Origin of the sequence: Microbacterium suaedae, assembly GCF_003254645.1 — a bacterium.
Lineage (GTDB): Bacteria > Actinomycetota > Actinomycetes > Actinomycetales > Microbacteriaceae > Microbacterium > Microbacterium suaedae.
Genome location: NZ_PNFD01000001.1, coordinates 935,262 through 954,153, shown reverse-complemented (window position 1 = coordinate 954,153; position 18,892 = coordinate 935,262). Strand labels below are relative to the sequence as shown.

The following is an 18,892-nucleotide window of genomic DNA, read 5'->3' as shown; positions in this document are numbered from 1 at the left end:
CGCGACGGATCCGTGAGGCCCGTTCCGCGCCTACAGATCCGTTGCGCACACCGTCCCATCCTCTCGTGACGCTGCGTCGCAGACGCACGAGATCACCCCAGTGGACCATTGCCCGACTATGTTCGCATGACTTCAGACAGGTCGCGCCCGTAGCTCAGGAAGGCGGGGACAAGGGTGCTGAGGCCAGCGGTTACGGTCGCGACGATCAGGGAGACCAGGGCGTACCACGGCTCATACGGCGGTGCTTCGATGCCCAGCTGATCGCCGAAGGACCCGACAACGAGCGGGAACAGAACGATTGAGGCCGCGGTAGCCACTATGGCTGCGATGAGAGCGAGAATCTGTGATTCGAGCATCACTATCCCCGCAATGTTCGCCCGGCTGGCGCCCATCGTCCGCCGGAGCGCGAACTCCTTCGAACGGGCGCGCGCAGTTGCCAGTCCGATGTTGAGGATGCCGACGATTGTCGTCGCGAGAGCGAGCGTGCCCAGGACGAGAAGGACCTGCGCGGTGGTCGCGATCTCCGAGGCGAGTCCGCCGACTCGATCAGTGCGGGCGGCCTCTCCAAGCGTGAACGGTGCACCAAGCTCGGCGAGCATCTTGGCGGCCCCGGCGATCTCCTCCGGCACAAGGGCCGGTCCGTTCAAGACGATCATCACGGGGCCCAACGTCGACTCGAAACGGAGGTAGTCGGCGAGAGTCAGGTAGGCGTGAGGCTGGTCGTCTCCGTCGCGCACGACACCGATCACGACAGCATCGAGTCTTGTCTTGCTCGTTCCGACACCCACCGAGGCACCGGTGTCGAGACGCGCGTAAGCGGCTTCGTTCAGAACCAATCGGGGTGCGAGGGAGTCCTGAACCGAGAGCCATTCCCCCGCGATGAGTGGGAACGGTCGAATCTCTCGCAGGCTCGGTGTCGCGAACGTCAGAGCGACGTTATCCGCGGGTGCGTCCCCTGCCCAGACTCCGACGTCGGCGTCCTCGAGAGTCGCAGCCACCTTGCGAGCGTCGGTGCGCGCCCGCATCTGAGACATGGTGCGATGCAGCACGTCTATGGACCTTATGCCGGAGGTGGCAACCTGCGCGGTTGCTTCGTCGCCTCCGGTCAGGATCGCTTTCTGGGTGACGGCCTGCTGCATGACGGCTGTCGCGCTGATAACCGCGACGAAGCCGAGCATGCCCAGGGTCAGAGTCAGGATTACCAGGGCGCTACGGACGGGTGCACCGCGAAGCCCCTGGAATGCGACACGCAAGCTCTTCATCGCGTCCGCCTTTCAGGCTCATGCAGGTGGCCGTCGCTGACGTGCAGCGTTCGGTCGGCTCGGGATGCGACTTCGCTGTCGTGCGTGACCACGATCATCGCGGCATTTGTGCGATGCACGAGATCGAGCATGAGATCCAAGACGAGAGCCCCTGTCTGCTCGTCAAGTGCACCCGTTGGCTCGTCAGCGAGTATGAGACGGGGCCCGATCACGAGAGCGCGCGCAATCGCAATCCGTTGACGTTCACCGCCACTGACCTGGACGGGGCGCCGTCGCGCGAGATGGCCGATTCCCAACTGGTCTAGCTGCTCAAGAGCACGACGTCTGATACCTCGAAATCCGTCTCTGCTCGAGTGCATCAGTGGCAGTTCGACGTTTTCCAGAGCACTCAAATGCGCGACAAGTCCAGAGTTCTGGAGCACGAACCCGATCGACGTCGCACGCAACCGTGCCGCGGCGCTCTCACTGAGGCGCATGACCTCCGTGTCGTCAAGATGATAAGAAGTGCCCCGGTCGAACGGGGCGAGAAGACCGAGGCAAGACAGCAACGTGCTCTTGCCTGATCCGGATCGGCCAACGATGGCCAACGACTCGCCTGCCCGCAGTTCCAGCTCCACCTTGTGAAGGACACGCACGCTGGCCGCAAGAGTGCGCGACGCGTTCTCCAGGCCGATGATCCGCTCAGCCATCGGAATCAAGCAGCGACGGGCTCGGAATCCGCACCACGTCACCTGCCTCCAAGCCGCTCACGATCTCGATGTACGCTCCGTCGGTGAGGCCAAGCTCGACCGGGCGTGGTTCGCGGCCCTCGCCAACATAAACCGTGCCACGTTCGCGAGTACCCGCAACCGCGTCGATGGGTAGCGACAGAACATCCACGTGCTCGTCGAGGGTGAGTGCCAAAAGGCCCGTTGCGCCGACGACGCTAGGAACATCCGTGGGAAGCCGACAGTACAACGCGTATACGTCGCCGTCCTGCGTCGGCCGTGGATCAGCGAGCGTGCAGTCGAAGGGCCCGGTGGACCCAGTCAATTGGGCTCGCACTGGGTGGGGCGTCCGCCCGGCCAATCGAAGCACCTGCGCCGGGGTGAGCGCGGCCATCAACAGCAGCGCCGAATCGTGAGCACTCAGCAAGGGCGTGCCTTCCCCGACCTCCGCTTCAAGAGCGGCGAGTGGCTGCACGGACGTCACCGTTTCCGGGATCGTTATCGGTTGAGCGCCACCATCCGCGCCGGTGAATGAATAGCGTTCCTGGCTCTCGCTCAGTCTGCCTGATTCGCTCGCTGTGATGGCGAAGTCGGCGCCGCTCGTCACCGTGACGTCAAGCGTGAGTACGTCCGTGATTGTTCGGGTCGTAACCTTCGCGGTTGCCGCTACTTCGGTGCTGTCGGGACCAGGCACAGGGTCGCCCTCGTCGGCGTGACAACCGGCGAGAGCGACGACGATGCTCCCGGCGATCGTCACGGCCAGCGCGCGTCGTAGGACGTTGCCAGTCACTTGCCTTCCACCTCCCGGTAGTACCCACAATCCGAGTCGTACCACCCACGCAGTTGCGTCAGATCACCGAGTTCAGCGGCATCCAGCGCCTTGTCCCAGATGCCGTCCGGATCCGAGTAGTGAGCAAGCGCCCAGTCGGTCGACTGGAACGTGCGCATGTTGTCCATCGCGGTCGCCTGAGCCTCCGGGGCCTGGGAGCTCAGATAGACGTCTTCCCAGGCACAGTTCCAGAAAAAGTAGGCAACCGCTCCGGCGTTGCCGTCACCGATATTCCCGTCCATATGCGGAGGTTCATCCGGCAAGGTGACGCCTGTAGGAAGCTCCTCAGGGAATGACGCGACGATCTGCTGGTAGAGCTCGACATACTCCTTGCTCGTCAGCACACGCTCCGTCCCTACCGTGTGATTTTCGTGAGATCCACTGCACGCAGTGGTGGCCGCGAGCGTCAGCGTCAACGCGACCACCACGGCACTCCGTCGAGCTTTCACAGGGTGAGAACCCCGCTAAACGTCGGAGGCCAGAGCGCGACACACCCGCTAGTCTGCTCAGCGTTCCCAACTCTCGCGTTCATCGCGAGCGAGGTATTCGGAATCGAGGTACTACCACTGGAGGTCTTGTACGAGGCCTTGGTTCGGCTCGTCGGAGCCTGCTCAAGCGTCGCCGTGACCTGGGTGCCCGACGTGTTACGCAGCCCCGTTCGCAGTTTCCACACGCTGGCCCAGTGAGCGTTAGCCGTCAATTTGAGACCCGCGCCACTGCCCGGAGAGTGGGCCCGAAAATTACCGGACTGGAACAGAGCTCCCGCACAGTTCAACGTTGCACTGACGTCGTGTGTTGCAGCGGCAGCTGGCACCGCCGTCGCCAGAGTCAGTCCGACGGCAGCTGATGCGGCGATCAGAGCGAGCCGAGAACCTTTCTTGTTGCGTTTCTTCGTGTCGCCGCTTTCCTGCGTGGCAATCAGCCTGCTTCTCATGTTGTCCTCGTTCCACTCGGTGACTCTCATGGAGAACGCCGGGATTGGTGTCCTCACCCTGCCTATTTCCGGCAGGTGCTGATAACTTTCATGCCGTTGGGAAACTTCTGGGATTGACTCCGCCGGACGTGCCGCCCCGAGCACAGAGGGCGATGACAGGAAGCTGATTCTGTCGCAGCGCGTCGACGACGAATGTGATGACGGCCGCGCCCAGGGAGATGCTCCGTAAGGCGCGGCGGAAAGTGCTCGACGAGTCGAGTGATCGGCTGGCGATGAAGAACAGGATCCCGGCGAGCATGTATGGCGCACCGAGCGAGACACGCGCGGTTCGCGCGATCTATCCGGCCAGGTCAGCGGGAGGGAACCGCACGAGAACCAGCGCTACCGCACTCACGAACAAGCCAATGAACGCGGCAGAGCGCCACTTCCCTCGCCGCTCCCGCTGAGGCGGCACTTCAGACATCTCAAGTTCCTCCTTCGTGTGTCGACGCACCAATGTGTGAGCTCGACGCCTGACCGGCCCGCCGAAGCACTGGCTCTGGCCAGCCCCGGAGGCGTCTTGCCTGGGTCGTTTCCTGCCGGCGCGGCGTCTGACACCAAACTCGCGACTGTTATCCACTCGTTGCGTTCTGCGGTGGCCTCCGAGACAGACCGCTTGTCGCGTTGGGCGCGACACGAAAGAAATCTATGAGCAAGGCGTAAGAAGTCTGCCCCGTCCGGAAACATCTCAGATGTATGGATAAGCACGTATGGCCGGTCACCGTGACCGGGCGGTCGGGAGGGCGGTGACGTGGGCGCCGAGTTCGATGCATTCTTCCGCGAGAACTACCAGCTCGTGGTCGCGTCGGCGGAGTACCGGCTCAGCTCCCTCACCGATGCGGATGAGGTCGCGGCCGCAGCCTTCCGCATCGCCTGGCAGCACCACGCGGCAGGCGGCGAGCTGAGTGTTCCGTGGTTGTACGGAGTGACGCGCAATCTGATTGGCAACGAGTACCGGGCACGTAAACGGCGTACGGCGCTTGTTGAGCGCGCGGCCGAGCAGACGGCCGTCGTCGATGAGGGTGCGGAGGACCGCGCCGAAGAGCTGCGTTCGGCGGTGGTGACGTTGCCGCAGCACCATCAGGACGTATTGAGGATGACCTACTGGGACGATCTGACTGCCACAGAGATCGGCGAGGTGCTGGGGTTGACCGTTCCGACCGTGCATGTGCGCTTGTTCCGTGCCAGGCGGGCGCTGCGGAAAGCGCTCATGAGCGAGATACAGGAGGTGGCCACTGATGGACGGTGATCTGGAGAGCGAACTCCGTGCCGCAAAGCCCGGCACGGTGAGACGGCACGACCCGATCAGCGAGCGAGGCCTCCTCCTCCTCGAGGAGATCAACCGGGAAGCGCGCACGCACAAGATCTCACCTCGCCGTCTGCGCAGCCCGTGGCGCGCGGCCGCATCGAGACCCCCTCGCCGGGGTTCATCATCCGCGCGACGGAGGGTCCTCCCTCTGGTCAGCGGGGGGTTCGTCGTGGTGATGGTCGCGATCGCGGCTATCGCACTGAACGTGATGAGCCCGGGGGCCGCTATGGCGTTGACGCCGCCGCTGCTGGAGACCACGCCTGTGGCTGGGGAGCCGTCGGACGTGATGCGGGAGATCGGTGAAGCAGTCGGGAATGAAGGGGACGCCGCCGTGGACGGGAACAAGATCCGATTCACCAGCTGGGCCCTGAATACGACCATCGGCGAAGACGGGACGATCACTTCCTCCGCGGTGGAACCGCAATGGCGCGAGGTGACGTTCGCGGACGATGGGAGCACACGAATGGTCATCACCGCGGGCGTGCCGTTCGATGGCGCGCCGACCGAGAACCTCCCCGAGCCTGGGACGCTGCTGGAGGACACGACCTACGAGGCGGGATCTGAAGAGTTCGGTTTAACTTTCCGGGAAGAGCCGCCCACGGATCCCTCCGCGGTCGGCGACTACCTCCAGCGCGCCATTGGCCTCGAGGCTCCGTCTCTGGGTGACTACTTCATCGCCGTCGGCGGTCTCCTCAGCACGCGGATCCTCACGGGCGAACAGGAGAACGCGCTCGTGATGTTCCTCAGCGAGCAGAATGATCTCCGCATCGCGGGAAGCACGACCGACCGGCTCGGGCGAGAAGGGATCGTCCTCCGCGCGTCCGGCAGGCTGGCCGGCTACCAGGACTACCTCATCATCTCCCGTTCCGGCCAGATCCTCGCTTCCGAGACCATCTACGCCGGTGACGATCGCGACGACATCCCCTCTCCCGCTGTCGTCGAGTACACCGCGTGGGAACGCTGACCGTCCCCATCCGTCCTCAAACCGCCCTCAACATGATTGGTGTCCGATGCTCCGTCGTCGCTCTGTCCTCTTCGCCCTGCTCATTCCTGCCGCCCTCGGCCTCGTCGCTCCGCAGGCCGCCACGGCCGCTGAAATCGTCCAGACATCGTCGGTGCAAGAACAGGTCGATGAGGTCATCGACGATTTCGGCGGGGAACAGACGGCATGGAACGAGGTGAGCTGGGATGACGGTGACGTCACTCTCACGATCGTGCCGGAGACCTCGACCGCGAGCGCGCGGATCGTTTCTGCCGCAGCGGCCGCGACGAAGAACAACTGCGCGACCGGCAAACACTGCGCGTTCGCCAGCGCCGGATACCGGGGGAACGTAATGACCTTCTCGACCTGCGCAACGAACCAGAGCGTCGCCGTGCTGGGCAGTGCCGGCTCTGTGGCGAACAACCGCAGCAACAAGACCGTGAAGGCGTACAAAGGCACCACGCTCATTGCCACCATCGGCGCAAACAGTGGGAAGGACACAGCCGGCACCACGAAGCTGAGCTGCTTCTGAGCGCAGAGCGATGACCGGCGAGGCGCGCATGCCTCTCCGCCACCGATGCCGGGCAAGCTGGTCCGGTCATCGATCTTGCGTCGCTGAGTGGACCGCTCACCGTGGTCGAGAAGATCCATCACTCACCGGTGGCGCCCGCGTGCTGGCGGCGACGATCTTCGGCGGTGACTTCTCGACGTTCGTCGCTCTGACGGAGGTCACGGCGAAGATCGGCGTCTTCTCCCTTGCGAGCCTCGCGGCGTTCGTGTCGTTGGATCCCGAGAAGCTCTCGATGCGCGCGGATTCACGTTCGCGACGATCGATGGTCGGGGCGCCTCATACGCATCGGGGGCTGCGATACGGCTGGTTCGATCTCCGCCGCGCGACGGATCCGTGAGGCCCGTTCCGCGCCTATCGTGAGGGCATGGCGGACGGATCGCGCAGACCGCGCAGGCGGTTCAACTGGGGGCTGGGCATCGGGATCGGTGTCGCGGTGGGCGTCGGGCTCTGGGTCGCGACGGACGATCCGATGTGGCTCGGGATCGGCGCCGCCTTCGCGGTGATGTTTGCGGTCGCCTTCTCTGCGCGCGACGACAGCTGACGTCGCTCGGCGACGGCCCTGGCGTGCGCCACGTGCCCGTCCCGCACGGCAGGGGGTGGTCGGCCCCGGTGCCCCGAAATACCGTGGAGGGGTGAGCGGCGACGCAGGCGATGGCAGGCGCGCACCGAACGCGGGCGCGGCGGCGGGGCTCGGCGTCGGCCTCGTCCTCGCGTTCTCGGGATCCTTCGACGCCGTCGCCTTCGTGGCGATCGTGGTCGTCGTGTCCGTTGTTCTCGCCTTCGTACTCGCGGATCCGTCGGACGACGACGGAGAGGGAGACGACGGCACCCTCTGACGGATCGGCGTCCGATCCTGAGAAACCCCTTGACGCCCCTGAAACGTCTCACTATGTTCTGGGATAGCGCTTTCCTGGCGCCGTGGGCAGTCTCCACGGCGGCGGTTGGCGTGCCCGCGCACGGGTGACGCGTCGGCGACGAGGTCGACGCGAAGTGATCAGAGAGGATCGGATGTCCAGCGCATTCTGGCGCGCCGGCGGCTCCTGCAGGAGTCCGCGGCGCACGACCACACGACTCATCAGCGGATCGGCGGCGGCGGCCCTCGTCGTCAGCGGACTCGTCGTCACGGGAGGCGCGGCATCCGCCGACGTGCCCGTGCTCCGCGCGGCGGCCGGGGCGGCCGCCGAGGCGGTGCGATTCGACTTCGGTCCCGGCGCGACGGCCGACGGATACACGGCCGTCACCGCCGAGACCGCGTACTCGCCCGAGGCCGGCTTCGGCTTCCTCGAGGAGGGAACCATCACGGGGGCCGATCGCGGTGGCGATGCCCTGCGCGGCGACTTCGTGACCCCGAAGGAGGCGAGCTTCGTCGTCGATCTCGACAATGTCGACTACACCGTCTCGCTCATCGCCGGCGACACGGAGGGCCCGACGGATATCGCCATCACGAGCGAGTTCATGCAGAAGGTGCAGCCCACGCAGCGCGCCACGGGCGAGTTCCTCGAGATGGACTACGACATCGCGCTCGTCGACGGGCAGATGACCTTCACGTTCACAGGCGAGACCCCCAACATCGCCGCGATCGAGATCACGCCGCATCCCGTCCGCGATGCGGCCGACGTCCCCACGGCGTACCTCACGGGCGACTCGACGATGCAGACCTACGACCCGTACTGGGAGCCCCAGGCCGGGTGGGGGCAGATGTTCGATCGCTTCCTGACCGACGACGTCGCGGTCGACAATCAGTCGATCGGGGGCCGCAGCTCGCGTTCGTTCGTCGAGCAGGGCCGTCTCGACAGCGTCCTGCGCAGTGTGCGCCCGGGCGACTACGTGTTCACGCAGTTCGGCCACAACGACGCCACGCAGTCGGTTCCCGAGCGCTATACGAGCCCCGAGGACTTCCGCGACTATCTGAAGATCTACGTTGAGGGCACGCGGCAGCGCGGCGGCACCCCGATCCTCGTGACGCCCGTGAACCGCCTCGACTACGACGCCGAGGCGGGCCTGTTCAACGAGAGCTTCCCCGAGTACGTGCAGGCGGCGAAGGATGTCGCTGCCGAGCTCGAGGTGCCGCTCGTCGATCTGTCGGCCTCCAGCCGTGCGTACCTCGACGAGATCGGGGTGGAGGACGCGAAGTCGGTCTTCCTGCACGTCCCCGCGGGGGTGTACCCGAACCGGCCCGACGGCACGCAGGACGACACCCACTTCCAGGAGTACGGCGCGATCCAGATGGCGCGCCTCGTCGCGCTCGACGTGGCCGAGCTCGGGCTGCCGATCTCAGGCGCGGTCGAGGTCTCGACACCCGACGCCGTGCCTGCTGCCCCGACGGGCCTGACCGTCGCGGGCACGACGGGCGCCTCGGTGAACCTCACGTGGGACGAGACGCCGGATGCCGACATCTACCGGATCTACCGCGCGCCGGCCGGATCTGACGAGTTCGCGCTCGCGGGCACCTCGACGATCCCGCAGGCGCCGATCTCGGGCCTCGACGAGGGGGAGAGCTACGACTTCCGGGTCGCCGCAGCCAACGGGCTCGGCGAGGGCGAGGCCAGCGCGATCGTCACGGCGACGACGCGCGTCGCCGAGTACCGGTACGACTTCGGGCCCGTCGGATCCGTCGTCGCTGACGGCTTCGACGAGGTCACGCGCGAGACGATCTACGACGCCGATCGTGGCTACGGGATCGTCGACGCGAGCGAGATGATCGACCGCGACCGCGGATCCGATCTCGACGACGTCGCGCGCGACTTCGTCGCCTACTTCGGCGGCGAGTACGACTTCGTCGTCGACGTCCCGAACGGCGAGTACTCGGCGAGCGTGACGGTCGGCGATCTGCTCGGCACGGTGCGCACGAACGTCGAGATCGAGGGGCGCGACTACGGCGGAGTCTCGGCGCGCCAGGGCGCGAGCGAGAAGGTATTCGAGGACATCGTCGTCGAGGATGGCCAGCTCACGCTCACCATCACGGGCCAGACGGGGCACCTCAATGGCTTCGAGATCACGCCGATCCTCGTCGCTCCGCAGGCGCTCTCGGTCGACGCGGTCGAGGTCGCCGGCGCGACCGGAAGCGTCTCCCTCAGCTGGCAGGAATCGGCCGATGCCGACTCCTACCGCGTGTATCGCACCGCGGCCGACGGAGAGGCGCAGCTCGTCGCCGAGACCGATGCGCTGCAGGCGGTGGACGACACCGCCGCCGCCGGATCCACGTATTCGTACGCGGTCGCGGCCGTGACGGGATCCGAGGAGTCAGTGCCGTCGCAGGCGGTCGAGGTCGACGTGTTCGATCCGGATGTCGCGGTTCCCGCCGCGCCCACGGGGCTCGTCGCCGACGATGTGCAGGCGCGGGAGGTGACCCTCTCGTGGGACGAGACGGACACGGCCCTGTTCTACCTCGTCAGCCGCTCGGAGACCACGGACGGCGAGTTCGAGGTCATCGGCCGCACCGAGGAGGCCACGTTCGTCGACAGTGATGTGCTGACGACCGTTCCGTACTTCTATCGCGTGCAGGCCGTCAATGCCGGGGGTGCGGGCGAGGTGTCCGAGACGCTCGAGACGCCCGCCGACACCGTTCTCGAGCGCGACGCCGAGCGCATGGGTCGTCAGCCGGTGGCCGTGGCGCAGGACGACGGCGTGTACCTCGGCTGGCGCATGCTCGGCGAGGATCCGTCTGACATCGCGTTCCACGTGTACCGCGACGGCGAGCGGATCACCGACGAGGCGATTGCCGACAGTACGAACCTCGTCGACGGGGAGGGAACCGCCGACTCGAGCTACCGGATCGCGCAGATCCATGACGGCGAAGAGTTCTGGGCGACGGACGAGTTCACGCCGTGGGATCAGCAGTCGCTCGACGTGCCGCTCGACAAGCCCGAGGGCGGCTACACGCCCGACGGCCAGCCCTACGAGTACACGGCGAACGACGCCACGGTCGGCGACCTCGACGGCGACGGCGAGTACGAGATCGTGCTCCTGTGGAACCCCACGAACGCGCAGGACAACTCGCGCTCCGGGTACACGGGCAACGTCTTCCTCGACGCGTACAAGCTCGACGGCACGAAGCTGTGGCGCGTCGACCTGGGCCACAACATCCGCGCCGGCGCGCACTACACGCAGCCGATGCTCGCCGACCTCGACAGCGACGGTCGCGCCGAGCTGTTCGTCAAGACGGCGGACGGCACGGTCGACGGCGAGGGCGCGGTGATCGGGGATCCTGACGCCGATTGGCGAGCCTCGAACGGCTACGTCCTGCAGGGGCCGGAGTTCCTCACGGTGTTCGACGGCGTCACGGGCGCCGCGGTCGACACGATCGACTACATCCCGGCTCGCGGAGACGTGGGCTCGTGGGGTGACACCTACGGCAATCGCGTCGACCGCTTCCTCGCGTCGGTCGCGTACCTCGACGGCGAGCACCCCAGCGTCGTCTTCAGCCGCGGCTACTACACGCGTGCGGTCATCGCGGCCTTCGACTTCGATGGCGAGAACCTCACCGAGCGGTGGACGTTCGACTCGTCGGAGCCGGGCAACGGCGCCTACTACGGCCAGGGCAACCACAACATGAACGTCGCGGACGTCGACGGCGATCAGAAGGACGAGATCATCTTCGGATCCGCGACGATCGACGATGATGGCACGGGCCTGTACTCCACCGGCCTCGGCCACGGAGACGCCCTTCACGTGAGCGACTTCGACCCCTCGCGCCCCGGGCTCGAGGTGTTCGCGGCGCAGGAGGATATGGGCGCGTCCGGCAACCGCGGCGCGACATTCCGTGACGCGGCGACCGGCGAGATCCTCTGGGACATCCCCGCAGATCGCGACACCGGCCGTGGGGCGATGGCCGACATCGACCCGCGCTACGACGGCGCCGAGGGCTGGGCCGTCGGTGGAGACGCCGCGTGGAACTCGCCCGTGGGGCAGCTGAAGAGTGCGAGCGGGGAGCTGATCTCCGAGTCGATCCCGGCCGCGAACTTCGTTGGCCTGTGGGACGGCGACCTCCTCAGCGAGATCGTCGATCACGCGTACGACGAAGAGACCGGGGCGGGCGCGCCTGTCGTCTCGAAGTGGGACTACGAGAACGAGCAGCAGGTGCCGATCTTCGAGCCGGAGGGCGTGCTGACGAACAACAGCACGAAGGGCAATCCCGCGGTGCAGGCCGACCTGTTCGGCGACTGGCGTGAGGAGCTCGTCTACCGCACGAGCGACTCGACGGCGCTGCGCATCTTCACGACGGTCGACGAGACCGAGCACAAGCTGCGCACGCTGATGTCGGATCCCGCCTATCGCGTGGCGGTCGCCACGCAGCCGTCGGCCTACAACCAGCCCCCGCACACGAGCTACTTCCTCGGTGAGGGCATGGAAGAGCCGCCGGCACCGTCGATCCGGTACACGACCGACGCGCCGGAGCTTCAGCCGGTGGAGGTCTCGCCCGTCACGGCCGAGGTCGACGTGCGCACGGTCGGCCGCACCGTCATGCTCGTGGTCACCGCGAGCAACGAGGGGGACGAGACCGTCCGGGTCGACATCGCGTCGGAGTTCGGCGAGAAGAAGATCCAGCGACTCCACGCGGGCGCTGCGCGGTCGGTGGTGCTCCCGACGCGCGAGCGCGAGATCGAGTCGGGATCCGTGGAGATCACGGTGACCGACGAGAACGGGGAGGCGACGACGTCGACCGTCGCGTACGACGCCGAATAGGAGGCGAAGTTCGAGGGCGGGTGGTGCGTGAAGCGCCACCCGCCCTCGGCGCGTCTGGCTAGAGCTGCTTGCGCAGGAAGGTCGCGACGTCGGCGATCTCCTGCGGAGAGACCGCGTGGGCGAGCCCGGGGTAGATGCGCCCGGCGAGCTCGCAGTGCCCCGGAAGCCAGTCGGTGGTGTGCACGACGGCCGCCTCGGGGATCACGTCGTCGGCGGATCCGCGCCCCCAGAACACGGGCGGACGCGATGCCTTCAGCGTCTCGTCGCCCGGCAATTCGCCGCCCGCCGCGTATCCGGACAGGTTGACGACGAACTCGACGCGCTCGGGATCCAGCCGCAGCGTCTGCAGCGCCACGGCGCCGCCCTGCGAGAACCCGAGCAGGCCCACCGATGTCGCGCCGGTCGCGGCGACGTCGAGCCACTCGCGCACGCGCTGAGCCGACTCCGTCACGCGGTCGGGATCGCGCGACTCGAGCCCTTCGATCGGGTACCAGGAGTACCCGCTCATCGGGAACGGCGGATTCAGGGGCGCGCGCACGGACGCGATCGCGAACTCGTCGGGCAGGTGCTCGCTCAGTGCGAAGAGGTCGCGCTCATCGGAGCCGTAGCCGTGCAGAAGCACGAGGAGCGGTCGCCCCGCGGGCTCGCCCTTCCACAGCACGGCGTCGTCGTCGAGTATCGGCGTCTGCATGGATCCATCATCCCGCGGACATCCGACAGAGAAGAATTTCGCGCATCCGGAAATACCCCTAGGGGGTATGCTGTTATCGTCGGCGAGGAGAGGAAACAACATGTCGCACGAAACGCACACCCACGGCTACATCGAAAGCAAGGACAAGGTGCTCGCGCGCCTCCGGCGCATCGAAGGTCAGGTGCGCGGACTTCAGCGCATGGTCGATGAAGACACGTACTGCATCGACATCCTCACCCAGGTGTCGGCAGTCAAGAAGGCGCTCGAATCCGTCGCCCTCGGGCTGCTCGACGATCACCTCTCGCACTGTGTGGCCGACGCAGTCCGTGAGGGCGGCGACGTGGCCGACGAAAAGATCACCGAGGCGTCCGACGCGATCGCGCGCCTGGTTCGTTCCTGAGGAGAAGACGAAATGACCACGAAGACCTACACCGTTCAGGGCATGACCTGCCAGCACTGCGTCATGAGCGTGACCGAGGAGGTGTCCGAGATCGACGGCGTCGAGAAGGTGGACGTCGACCTCGCGTCCGGTCGCCTCGAGGTGACGGCGCCCGACGTCGACGACGCGGCAGTGAAGACGGCGGTCTCCAGCGCGGGCTACGCGCTCGCCGCGCCCGGAGACCTGGGCCTGAGGTCCAAGTAGCCCACCACGCTCTGTACGAAATGCGGAGATCTCACGGAATGCGGAGGGATTCGGCGAATCCGCCCTCGTTTCGTGAGATCTCCGAGATTCGTGACGCCGAACGGCGCCAGGAAGGATCCCGATGAGGACCACCGAACTCGATCTCGACATCCAGGGGATGACCTGCGCCTCGTGCGCGAGTCGCATCGAACGCAAGCTCACGAAGCTCGACGGCGTCTCGGCGCAGGTCAACTACGCGACCGAGAAAGCGCACGTCGCCTACCCCGAGTCGATGACTCCCGACGAGCTCATTCGCACGGTCGAAGCCGCCGGATACGGCGCCGCCGTGCCCGAACCGGAGGCGGAGGACGACCGTGAGGCGCACCTGCGGCGCCTCCGCACGCGGCTCGTATGGAACATCGCGCTGACGGTGCCGGTCGTGCTCCTCGCGATGATCCCGCCCCTGCAGTTCCCCGGGTGGCAGTGGGTGTCGCTCGCGCTCGCCCTGCCTGTTGTCGCCTGGGGTGGATCAGGCTTCCACCGCGCGGCCTGGACGAATCTGCGCCACGGCGCCGCGACGATGGACACGCTCGTCTCGGTCGGCACGATCGCCGCGCTCGGCTGGAGTGTCTACGCGCTCCTCTTCGGCACGGCGGGCGAGATCGGCATGACGCACGGCTGGTCCCTGCTCGCGCACGACGCGGACGGATCCGGATCCATCTATCTCGAGGCCGCCGCCGGTGTGACGACCTTCATCCTCGCGGGCCGGTTCATCGAGGCGCGCAGCAAGCTGCGGGCGGGCGACGCGCTGCGCTCGCTGCTGGATCTCGGTGCCAAGGACGTCGCGGTGCGCGCGTCTGACGGATCCGAATCGCGGATCCCGATCGCCGCCCTGCGCGCCGGGGACGAGTTCGTCGTCCGGCCCGGCGAGAAGATCGCGACCGACGGTGAGATCGTCGAGGGGACGAGCGCCGTCGATGCGTCGATGGTGACGGGAGAGCCCGTCCCGAAGGAGGTCACGCCGGGCGACGTCGTCACCGGCGGCACGATCAACGCGAGCGGTCTGCTCGTGATCCGGGCCACACGCGTCGGCTCCGACACGCAGTTGGCGCAGATGGCGCGGCTCGTCGAAGAGGCGCAGACGTCGAAGGCGAGCGCGCAGCGTCTCGCGGACCGCGTCGCGGGGATCTTCGTCCCCATCGTCTTCGTGATCGCGGCCGGCACGCTCGTCACCTGGCTGCTCCTCGGCCAGCCCGCCGCCGCCGCGTTCACGGCGGCCGTGGCCGTGCTCATCATCGCGTGCCCGTGCGCGCTCGGCCTCGCGACACCGCTCGCGCTCATGATCGGCACGGGGCGCGGCGCGCAGCAGGGGATCCTCATCAAGGACTCCGACGCGCTCGAGCGCGCGCGCCGGATCGACACGATCGTGCTCGACAAGACGGGCACCGTCACGACGGGGGAGATGGCGCTCGCGCGCGTCATCCCCGCCGACGGCGAATCGGCGAGCGAGATCCTCCGCATCGCCGCCGCCCTCGAATCCGGATCGGAACACCCCATCGCCCGCGCGATCGCGACGGCGGGTGGGTCGCCAGAAAATGTCAGTGCAGGCGCCGCCGGACTGGCAGATTCTGGCGACCCTGCCGCGCCGCTGGGTGGGTCGCCAGAAAACGTCAGTGCAGGCGTCGCCGGACTCGCCGATTCTGGCGACCCTCGCCCGGCGGTCACCGACTTCCGGAACATCGAGGGGATGGGGGCGCAGGGCATCGTCGAGGGGCGCGCCGTCGTGATCGGGCGGCCGCGGTTGCTCGACGACTGGGCCGCGTCTCTCACGCCAGAGCTGCGCACCGCGTTCGACGAAGCGCAGCGCACGGGGGCGACCGCCGTCGCCGTCGCGTGGGACGGGAAGGCGCGGGGTGTGCTCGCCGTCTCCGACACCGTCAAGCCGACGAGCGCCGAGGCCGTGCGCGCCCTGAGGGATCTCGGCCTCGAACCCGTGCTCGTCACGGGCGACGCCGAGGAGCCGGCGCGGACCGTCGCCACCGAGGTGGGCATCGAGCGCGTGATCGCCGGGGTCCTGCCGCACGAGAAGGTGTCGGTCGTGAAGGAGCTGCAGGCGGAGGGGCGCAGCGTCGCGATGGTGGGAGACGGGATCAACGACGCCGCGGCGCTCGCGCAGGCCGATCTCGGCATGGCGATGGGAACCGGGACCGATGTCGCGATCGAGGCGAGTGATCTCACGCTCGTGCGCGGGGATCTGCGGGTCGCCGCCGATGCCGTGCGGCTCTCGCGCCGCACACTGGGGATCATCCGCGGCAACCTGTTCTGGGCCTTCGCCTACAACGTCGCCGCGATCCCTGTCGCCGCGCTCGGCCTGCTTGCCCCGATGCTCGCGGGCGCCGCGATGGCCTTCAGCTCGGTCTTCGTCGTGCTGAACAGCCTGCGGTTGAGGCGCTTCCGCTGACCGCATGTCCACAAGTCTTCGCCGAGTCCGCTGCGAATTGCACCGGACTTGGCGAAGACTTGTGGATTTCAGGGCCAGTCAGCTTGCTCGTCGCTCGGACGACACCGCTACCGAGTAGCGTGATGCCATGGCTGTGCGCACACCTGATCCCGACCCCGACGACCTGCCGGAGGACGACATCTCGAGCGACCTCAGCGGGCTCGGTGGTGTCCCCGGCGGATCCGCGAATCCGGCCTGGCTGAGCGAAGTCGAGCTCGCCGAGTCGCGGCGCCGCCTGCCGATGCTGTACGTCGAGGCCGTCCCCGTGCGCACCGACGGGACAGGGCAGGTGACTGAGGTCGGCGTCCTCCTGCGCTCGACGAGCGTGGGCGAGCTCACGCGCACGATCGTGTCCGGCAGGGTGCGCCACGGCGAGACCGTTCGAGACGCGCTCTACCGGCACCTCGAGAACGACCTCGGACCCATGGCATTCCCGCAGGTTCCGCCGCAGCCGACACCCTTCACCGTCGCCGAGTACTTCCCCATCCCCGGCATCACGCCGTTCCACGACGATCGTCAGCACGCCGTCTCGCTCGCGTACGTCGTGCCCGTCACCGGAACGTGCGAACCGCGGCAGGACGCACTCGAGGTCACGTGGATGACCCCGGACGAAGCCGCGACCGACGAGCTCTCGGCCGAGATGGAGGGCGGACGCGGCACGCTCATCCGGCAGGCGCTCGCGAGCGTCGGCGCGTTGCGCTGACGGGCATGCGAATACATCTCACGGAGGACGCGGCGGGGGCCGTCATCTCCTAGCGTGGGAAGGTGCCCCGCTTGACCTTCCGCCGCATCGGAAAGATCCGACTCGCAATCGACATCGCCATCGCGGTCGTGTTCTTCGCGATGACGGCTTTCGCCGGCGTCTTTCCCGCCGGCAACGGCGCGCTCGCCCCGGTGATCGCGGTCTTCATGGCGGGCGCGCTCGCCGTCCGCAGGTTCAGCCCCGCCCTCGCCCTTGGGATCGCCTGGGTCGGCGCGGTCGTGCAGATGCTGCTCGGCCTCCCGCCGATGGCGTCGAACTTCGCGATCTTCGGCGTCCTCTACGTGACGGCGGCGTACGGATCGCGGCTCGTGATGTGGCTCGGCCTCGCCTCGGCTGGCCTCGGGTCGGCCACCATCACGCTCTACCTCTTCGTGATCGGATGGGTGTACAACGACGGGCCGACGTGGAGCATGCTCCCCGCGCTCTTGCCGCTGTTCGGGATGGCGCTGTTCGGACTCGCCCTCTCGTGGACGATCGGTGCCCTCGTGCGGGCCCTGCGCCGCGCCCGCGAGAACCGCGAGGCGCAGTCGCTCGCCGAAGCCGAGGCTCACGCCGAGCACGAGCGCGTGCGCATCGCCCGCGACATGCACGACGTCGTCGCCCATTCGCTCGCCGTCGTCGTCGCTCAGGCAGACGGCGCGCGGTACGCGGCCGCCGCGGATCCGTCTGTTGCGACCGAGGCGCTCGGCACGATCGGGCAGACGGCCCGCGCGGCGCTGTCAGATGTGCGGATGCTGCTCGCGCAGCTGCGGCACCGCGAAGCCGAGGGGCCGCAGCCGACGATCGCCGACATCGATCCCCTTCTCGCGCAGGTGCGGCAGGCGGGCGTGGAACTCGTCGTCGACATCGACCCGGCCCCGCGGGGCGACGTGCCCGCGGCCGTGCAGCTCGCCGTGTACCGGATCCTGCAGGAAGCCCTCACGAACGCCCTTCGGCACGGCGACGGGGGCGCCGTGGACGTCGCGATCGCCTGGTATCCGGGATCCGTCGACGTGATGGTCCGCAATGCGGTGGGGGCGCGCCGCGAGCAGGAGCACGCGGGGCACGGCATCATCGGAATGCGCGAACGCGCGCAGCTCGCAGGCGGGAGCCTCGACGTCGAGCACCTCGAGGGGGTGTTCGTCGTCCGGGCCCACATTCCGTGGGCCGGACACGGCCGCGGGATCTCCGAGCGCGAACAGGGAGGGCAGCACACATGACCGAGGCACCGGTGCGCGTCGCGCTCGTCGACGACCAGGAGCTCTTCCGTGCAGGCGTGCGCATGCTCGTCGACTCGCAGCCCGATCTGCAGGTCGTCGGCGAGGCGGGCAACGGGCGCGCCGCGCTCGGCATGGTCGAGCAGACGCGGCCCGACATCGTGCTCATGGACATCCGGATGCCGGTCATGGACGGGCTCGAGGCGACGGCCGCGATCCTCGAACGGCCGGATCCTCCGCGCATCGTGATGCTGACCACGTTCGACCTCGACGAGGCCGCGGCGCGCGCGATCCGGAACGGCGCGAGCGGGTTCCTCCTGAAGGATGCCCAGCCCGAGTTCCTCCTCGCCGCCCTCCGCGGCGTGCACGCCGGATCCTCCGTCATCGCGGCCGGCGCGACCCGCGAGCTGTTCGAGCAGTTCACGGAGGAGACCCGGCCCGTGCCCGAGGACTTCGGACGGCTCACCGAGCGGGAGCGGGAGATCTTCGCCCTCGCGGCGCGCGGCCTCAACAACTCGGAGATCGCGGCGCGGGAGTTCCTCAGCGAGGCGACGGTGAAGACGCACGTCAGCCGGATCCTCGCGAAGCTCGGGCTGCGCGACCGCGTGCAGCTCGTCGTCTTCGCCTACGATCACGGCCTCGCCGGCTGACCCCGCCCGCCCCTCCGCCATCACAATGCAGTCAATTTCGGCGCACGTGCCGCGGTGGAGCGGGTTTCGGGCTCTGGCTGTCGAATCTGACTGCGTTGTGTTGCGGGGCCGAGTCATCCTTCCGGTGTACGCGGATCAATCCGGGGCCCGAT

18 protein-coding genes are annotated in these 18,892 nt (G+C 67.6%); 13 read left to right on the top strand and 5 right to left on the bottom strand.

Annotated elements, in window-relative coordinates:
• Nucleotides 1-116: 116 nt before the first annotated feature.
• From C0012_RS04355 to C0012_RS04340, 4 genes are read right to left on the bottom strand one after another with little or no spacing between them, the layout of a single operon-like run.
• Nucleotides 117-1,262, bottom strand: coding sequence for an ABC transporter permease (locus C0012_RS04355; protein WP_110589583.1), 1,146 nt, complete (start codon nt 1,260-1,262; stop codon nt 117-119).
• Entirely contained in the window at nt 1,259-1,951 is a 693-nt protein-coding gene (locus C0012_RS04350; protein ID WP_110589584.1) for an ABC transporter ATP-binding protein, read from the bottom strand. The genes C0012_RS04355 and C0012_RS04350 overlap by 4 nt, the downstream gene beginning before the upstream one ends.
• Nucleotides 1,944-2,759 (bottom strand): efflux RND transporter periplasmic adaptor subunit, encoded by an 816-nt coding sequence (locus C0012_RS04345; RefSeq protein WP_110589585.1) that lies wholly within the window; start codon nt 2,757-2,759, stop codon nt 1,944-1,946. Before C0012_RS04345 ends, C0012_RS04350 begins: the two co-directional genes overlap by 8 nt.
• Nucleotides 2,756-3,142, bottom strand: a complete 387-nt coding sequence (locus C0012_RS04340; protein WP_110589586.1) for a hypothetical protein — start codon at nt 3,140-3,142, stop codon at nt 2,756-2,758. Before C0012_RS04340 ends, C0012_RS04345 begins: the two co-directional genes overlap by 4 nt.
• 1,380 nt (nt 3,143-4,522) lie before the next feature.
• Here C0012_RS04340 and C0012_RS04330 point away from each other — a divergent pair.
• The 7 genes from C0012_RS04330 (at nt 4,523) to C0012_RS04310 (ending at nt 12,318) form a co-directional block, all read left to right on the top strand.
• Nucleotides 4,523-5,020, top strand: coding sequence for an RNA polymerase sigma factor (locus C0012_RS04330; RefSeq protein ID WP_110589588.1), 498 nt, complete (start codon nt 4,523-4,525; stop codon nt 5,018-5,020).
• Between the two features lie 229 nt (nt 5,021-5,249).
• Nucleotides 5,250-6,044, top strand: a complete 795-nt coding sequence (locus tag C0012_RS15375) for a hypothetical protein (RefSeq protein ID WP_162621888.1) — start codon at nt 5,250-5,252, stop codon at nt 6,042-6,044.
• A gap of 46 nt (nt 6,045-6,090) precedes the next feature.
• Nucleotides 6,091-6,594 (top strand): peptidase inhibitor family I36 protein, encoded by a 504-nt coding sequence (locus tag C0012_RS04325; RefSeq protein ID WP_162621889.1) that lies wholly within the window; start codon nt 6,091-6,093, stop codon nt 6,592-6,594.
• 139 nt (nt 6,595-6,733) lie between these two features.
• Nucleotides 6,734-6,970, top strand: coding sequence for a hypothetical protein (locus C0012_RS15545; RefSeq protein ID WP_198411053.1), 237 nt, complete (start codon nt 6,734-6,736; stop codon nt 6,968-6,970).
• A gap of 27 nt (nt 6,971-6,997) precedes the next feature.
• The gene (locus tag C0012_RS15540; protein WP_198411052.1) at nt 6,998-7,174 is read left to right on the top strand and encodes a hypothetical protein; all 177 of its coding nucleotides are present in this window, start codon (nt 6,998-7,000) and stop codon (nt 7,172-7,174) included.
• A gap of 91 nt (nt 7,175-7,265) precedes the next feature.
• Nucleotides 7,266-7,469 (top strand): hypothetical protein, encoded by a 204-nt coding sequence (locus tag C0012_RS04315; protein WP_110589590.1) that lies wholly within the window; start codon nt 7,266-7,268, stop codon nt 7,467-7,469.
• 172 nt (nt 7,470-7,641) lie between these two features.
• Nucleotides 7,642-12,318, top strand: coding sequence for a rhamnogalacturonan lyase family protein (locus C0012_RS04310; protein WP_110589591.1), 4,677 nt, complete (start codon nt 7,642-7,644; stop codon nt 12,316-12,318).
• 58 nt (nt 12,319-12,376) lie between these two features.
• On the opposite strand, the gene C0012_RS04305 is transcribed toward C0012_RS04310, so the two are convergent.
• Complete coding sequence (locus C0012_RS04305; RefSeq protein ID WP_110589592.1) at nt 12,377-13,009, bottom strand: alpha/beta hydrolase; 633 nt, start codon at nt 13,007-13,009, stop codon at nt 12,377-12,379.
• A 100-nt stretch (nt 13,010-13,109) separates the two neighbouring features.
• On the opposite strand from C0012_RS04305, the gene C0012_RS04300 reads away from it, so the two are divergent.
• The 6 genes from C0012_RS04300 (at nt 13,110) to C0012_RS04275 (ending at nt 18,740) form a co-directional block, all read left to right on the top strand.
• Nucleotides 13,110-13,409 (top strand): metal-sensitive transcriptional regulator, encoded by a 300-nt coding sequence (locus C0012_RS04300; RefSeq protein WP_110589593.1) that lies wholly within the window; start codon nt 13,110-13,112, stop codon nt 13,407-13,409.
• Between the two features lie 12 nt (nt 13,410-13,421).
• Nucleotides 13,422-13,652, top strand: coding sequence for a heavy-metal-associated domain-containing protein (locus C0012_RS04295; protein ID WP_110589594.1), 231 nt, complete (start codon nt 13,422-13,424; stop codon nt 13,650-13,652).
• A gap of 121 nt (nt 13,653-13,773) precedes the next feature.
• On the top strand, nt 13,774-16,092 hold the full coding sequence (locus C0012_RS04290; protein ID WP_110589595.1) for a heavy metal translocating P-type ATPase: 2,319 nt from the start codon (nt 13,774-13,776) through the stop codon (nt 16,090-16,092).
• Nucleotides 16,093-16,219: 127 nt separating this feature from the next.
• Complete coding sequence (locus C0012_RS04285) at nt 16,220-16,834, top strand: NUDIX hydrolase family protein (RefSeq protein ID WP_110589596.1); 615 nt, start codon at nt 16,220-16,222, stop codon at nt 16,832-16,834.
• Nucleotides 16,835-16,896: 62 nt separating this feature from the next.
• Entirely contained in the window at nt 16,897-18,093 is a 1,197-nt protein-coding gene (locus tag C0012_RS04280; RefSeq protein WP_232527769.1) for a histidine kinase, read from the top strand.
• Complete coding sequence (locus C0012_RS04275) at nt 18,090-18,740, top strand: response regulator (RefSeq protein WP_110589597.1); 651 nt, start codon at nt 18,090-18,092, stop codon at nt 18,738-18,740. The genes C0012_RS04280 and C0012_RS04275 overlap by 4 nt, the downstream gene beginning before the upstream one ends.
• Nucleotides 18,741-18,892: the final 152 nt, after the last annotated feature.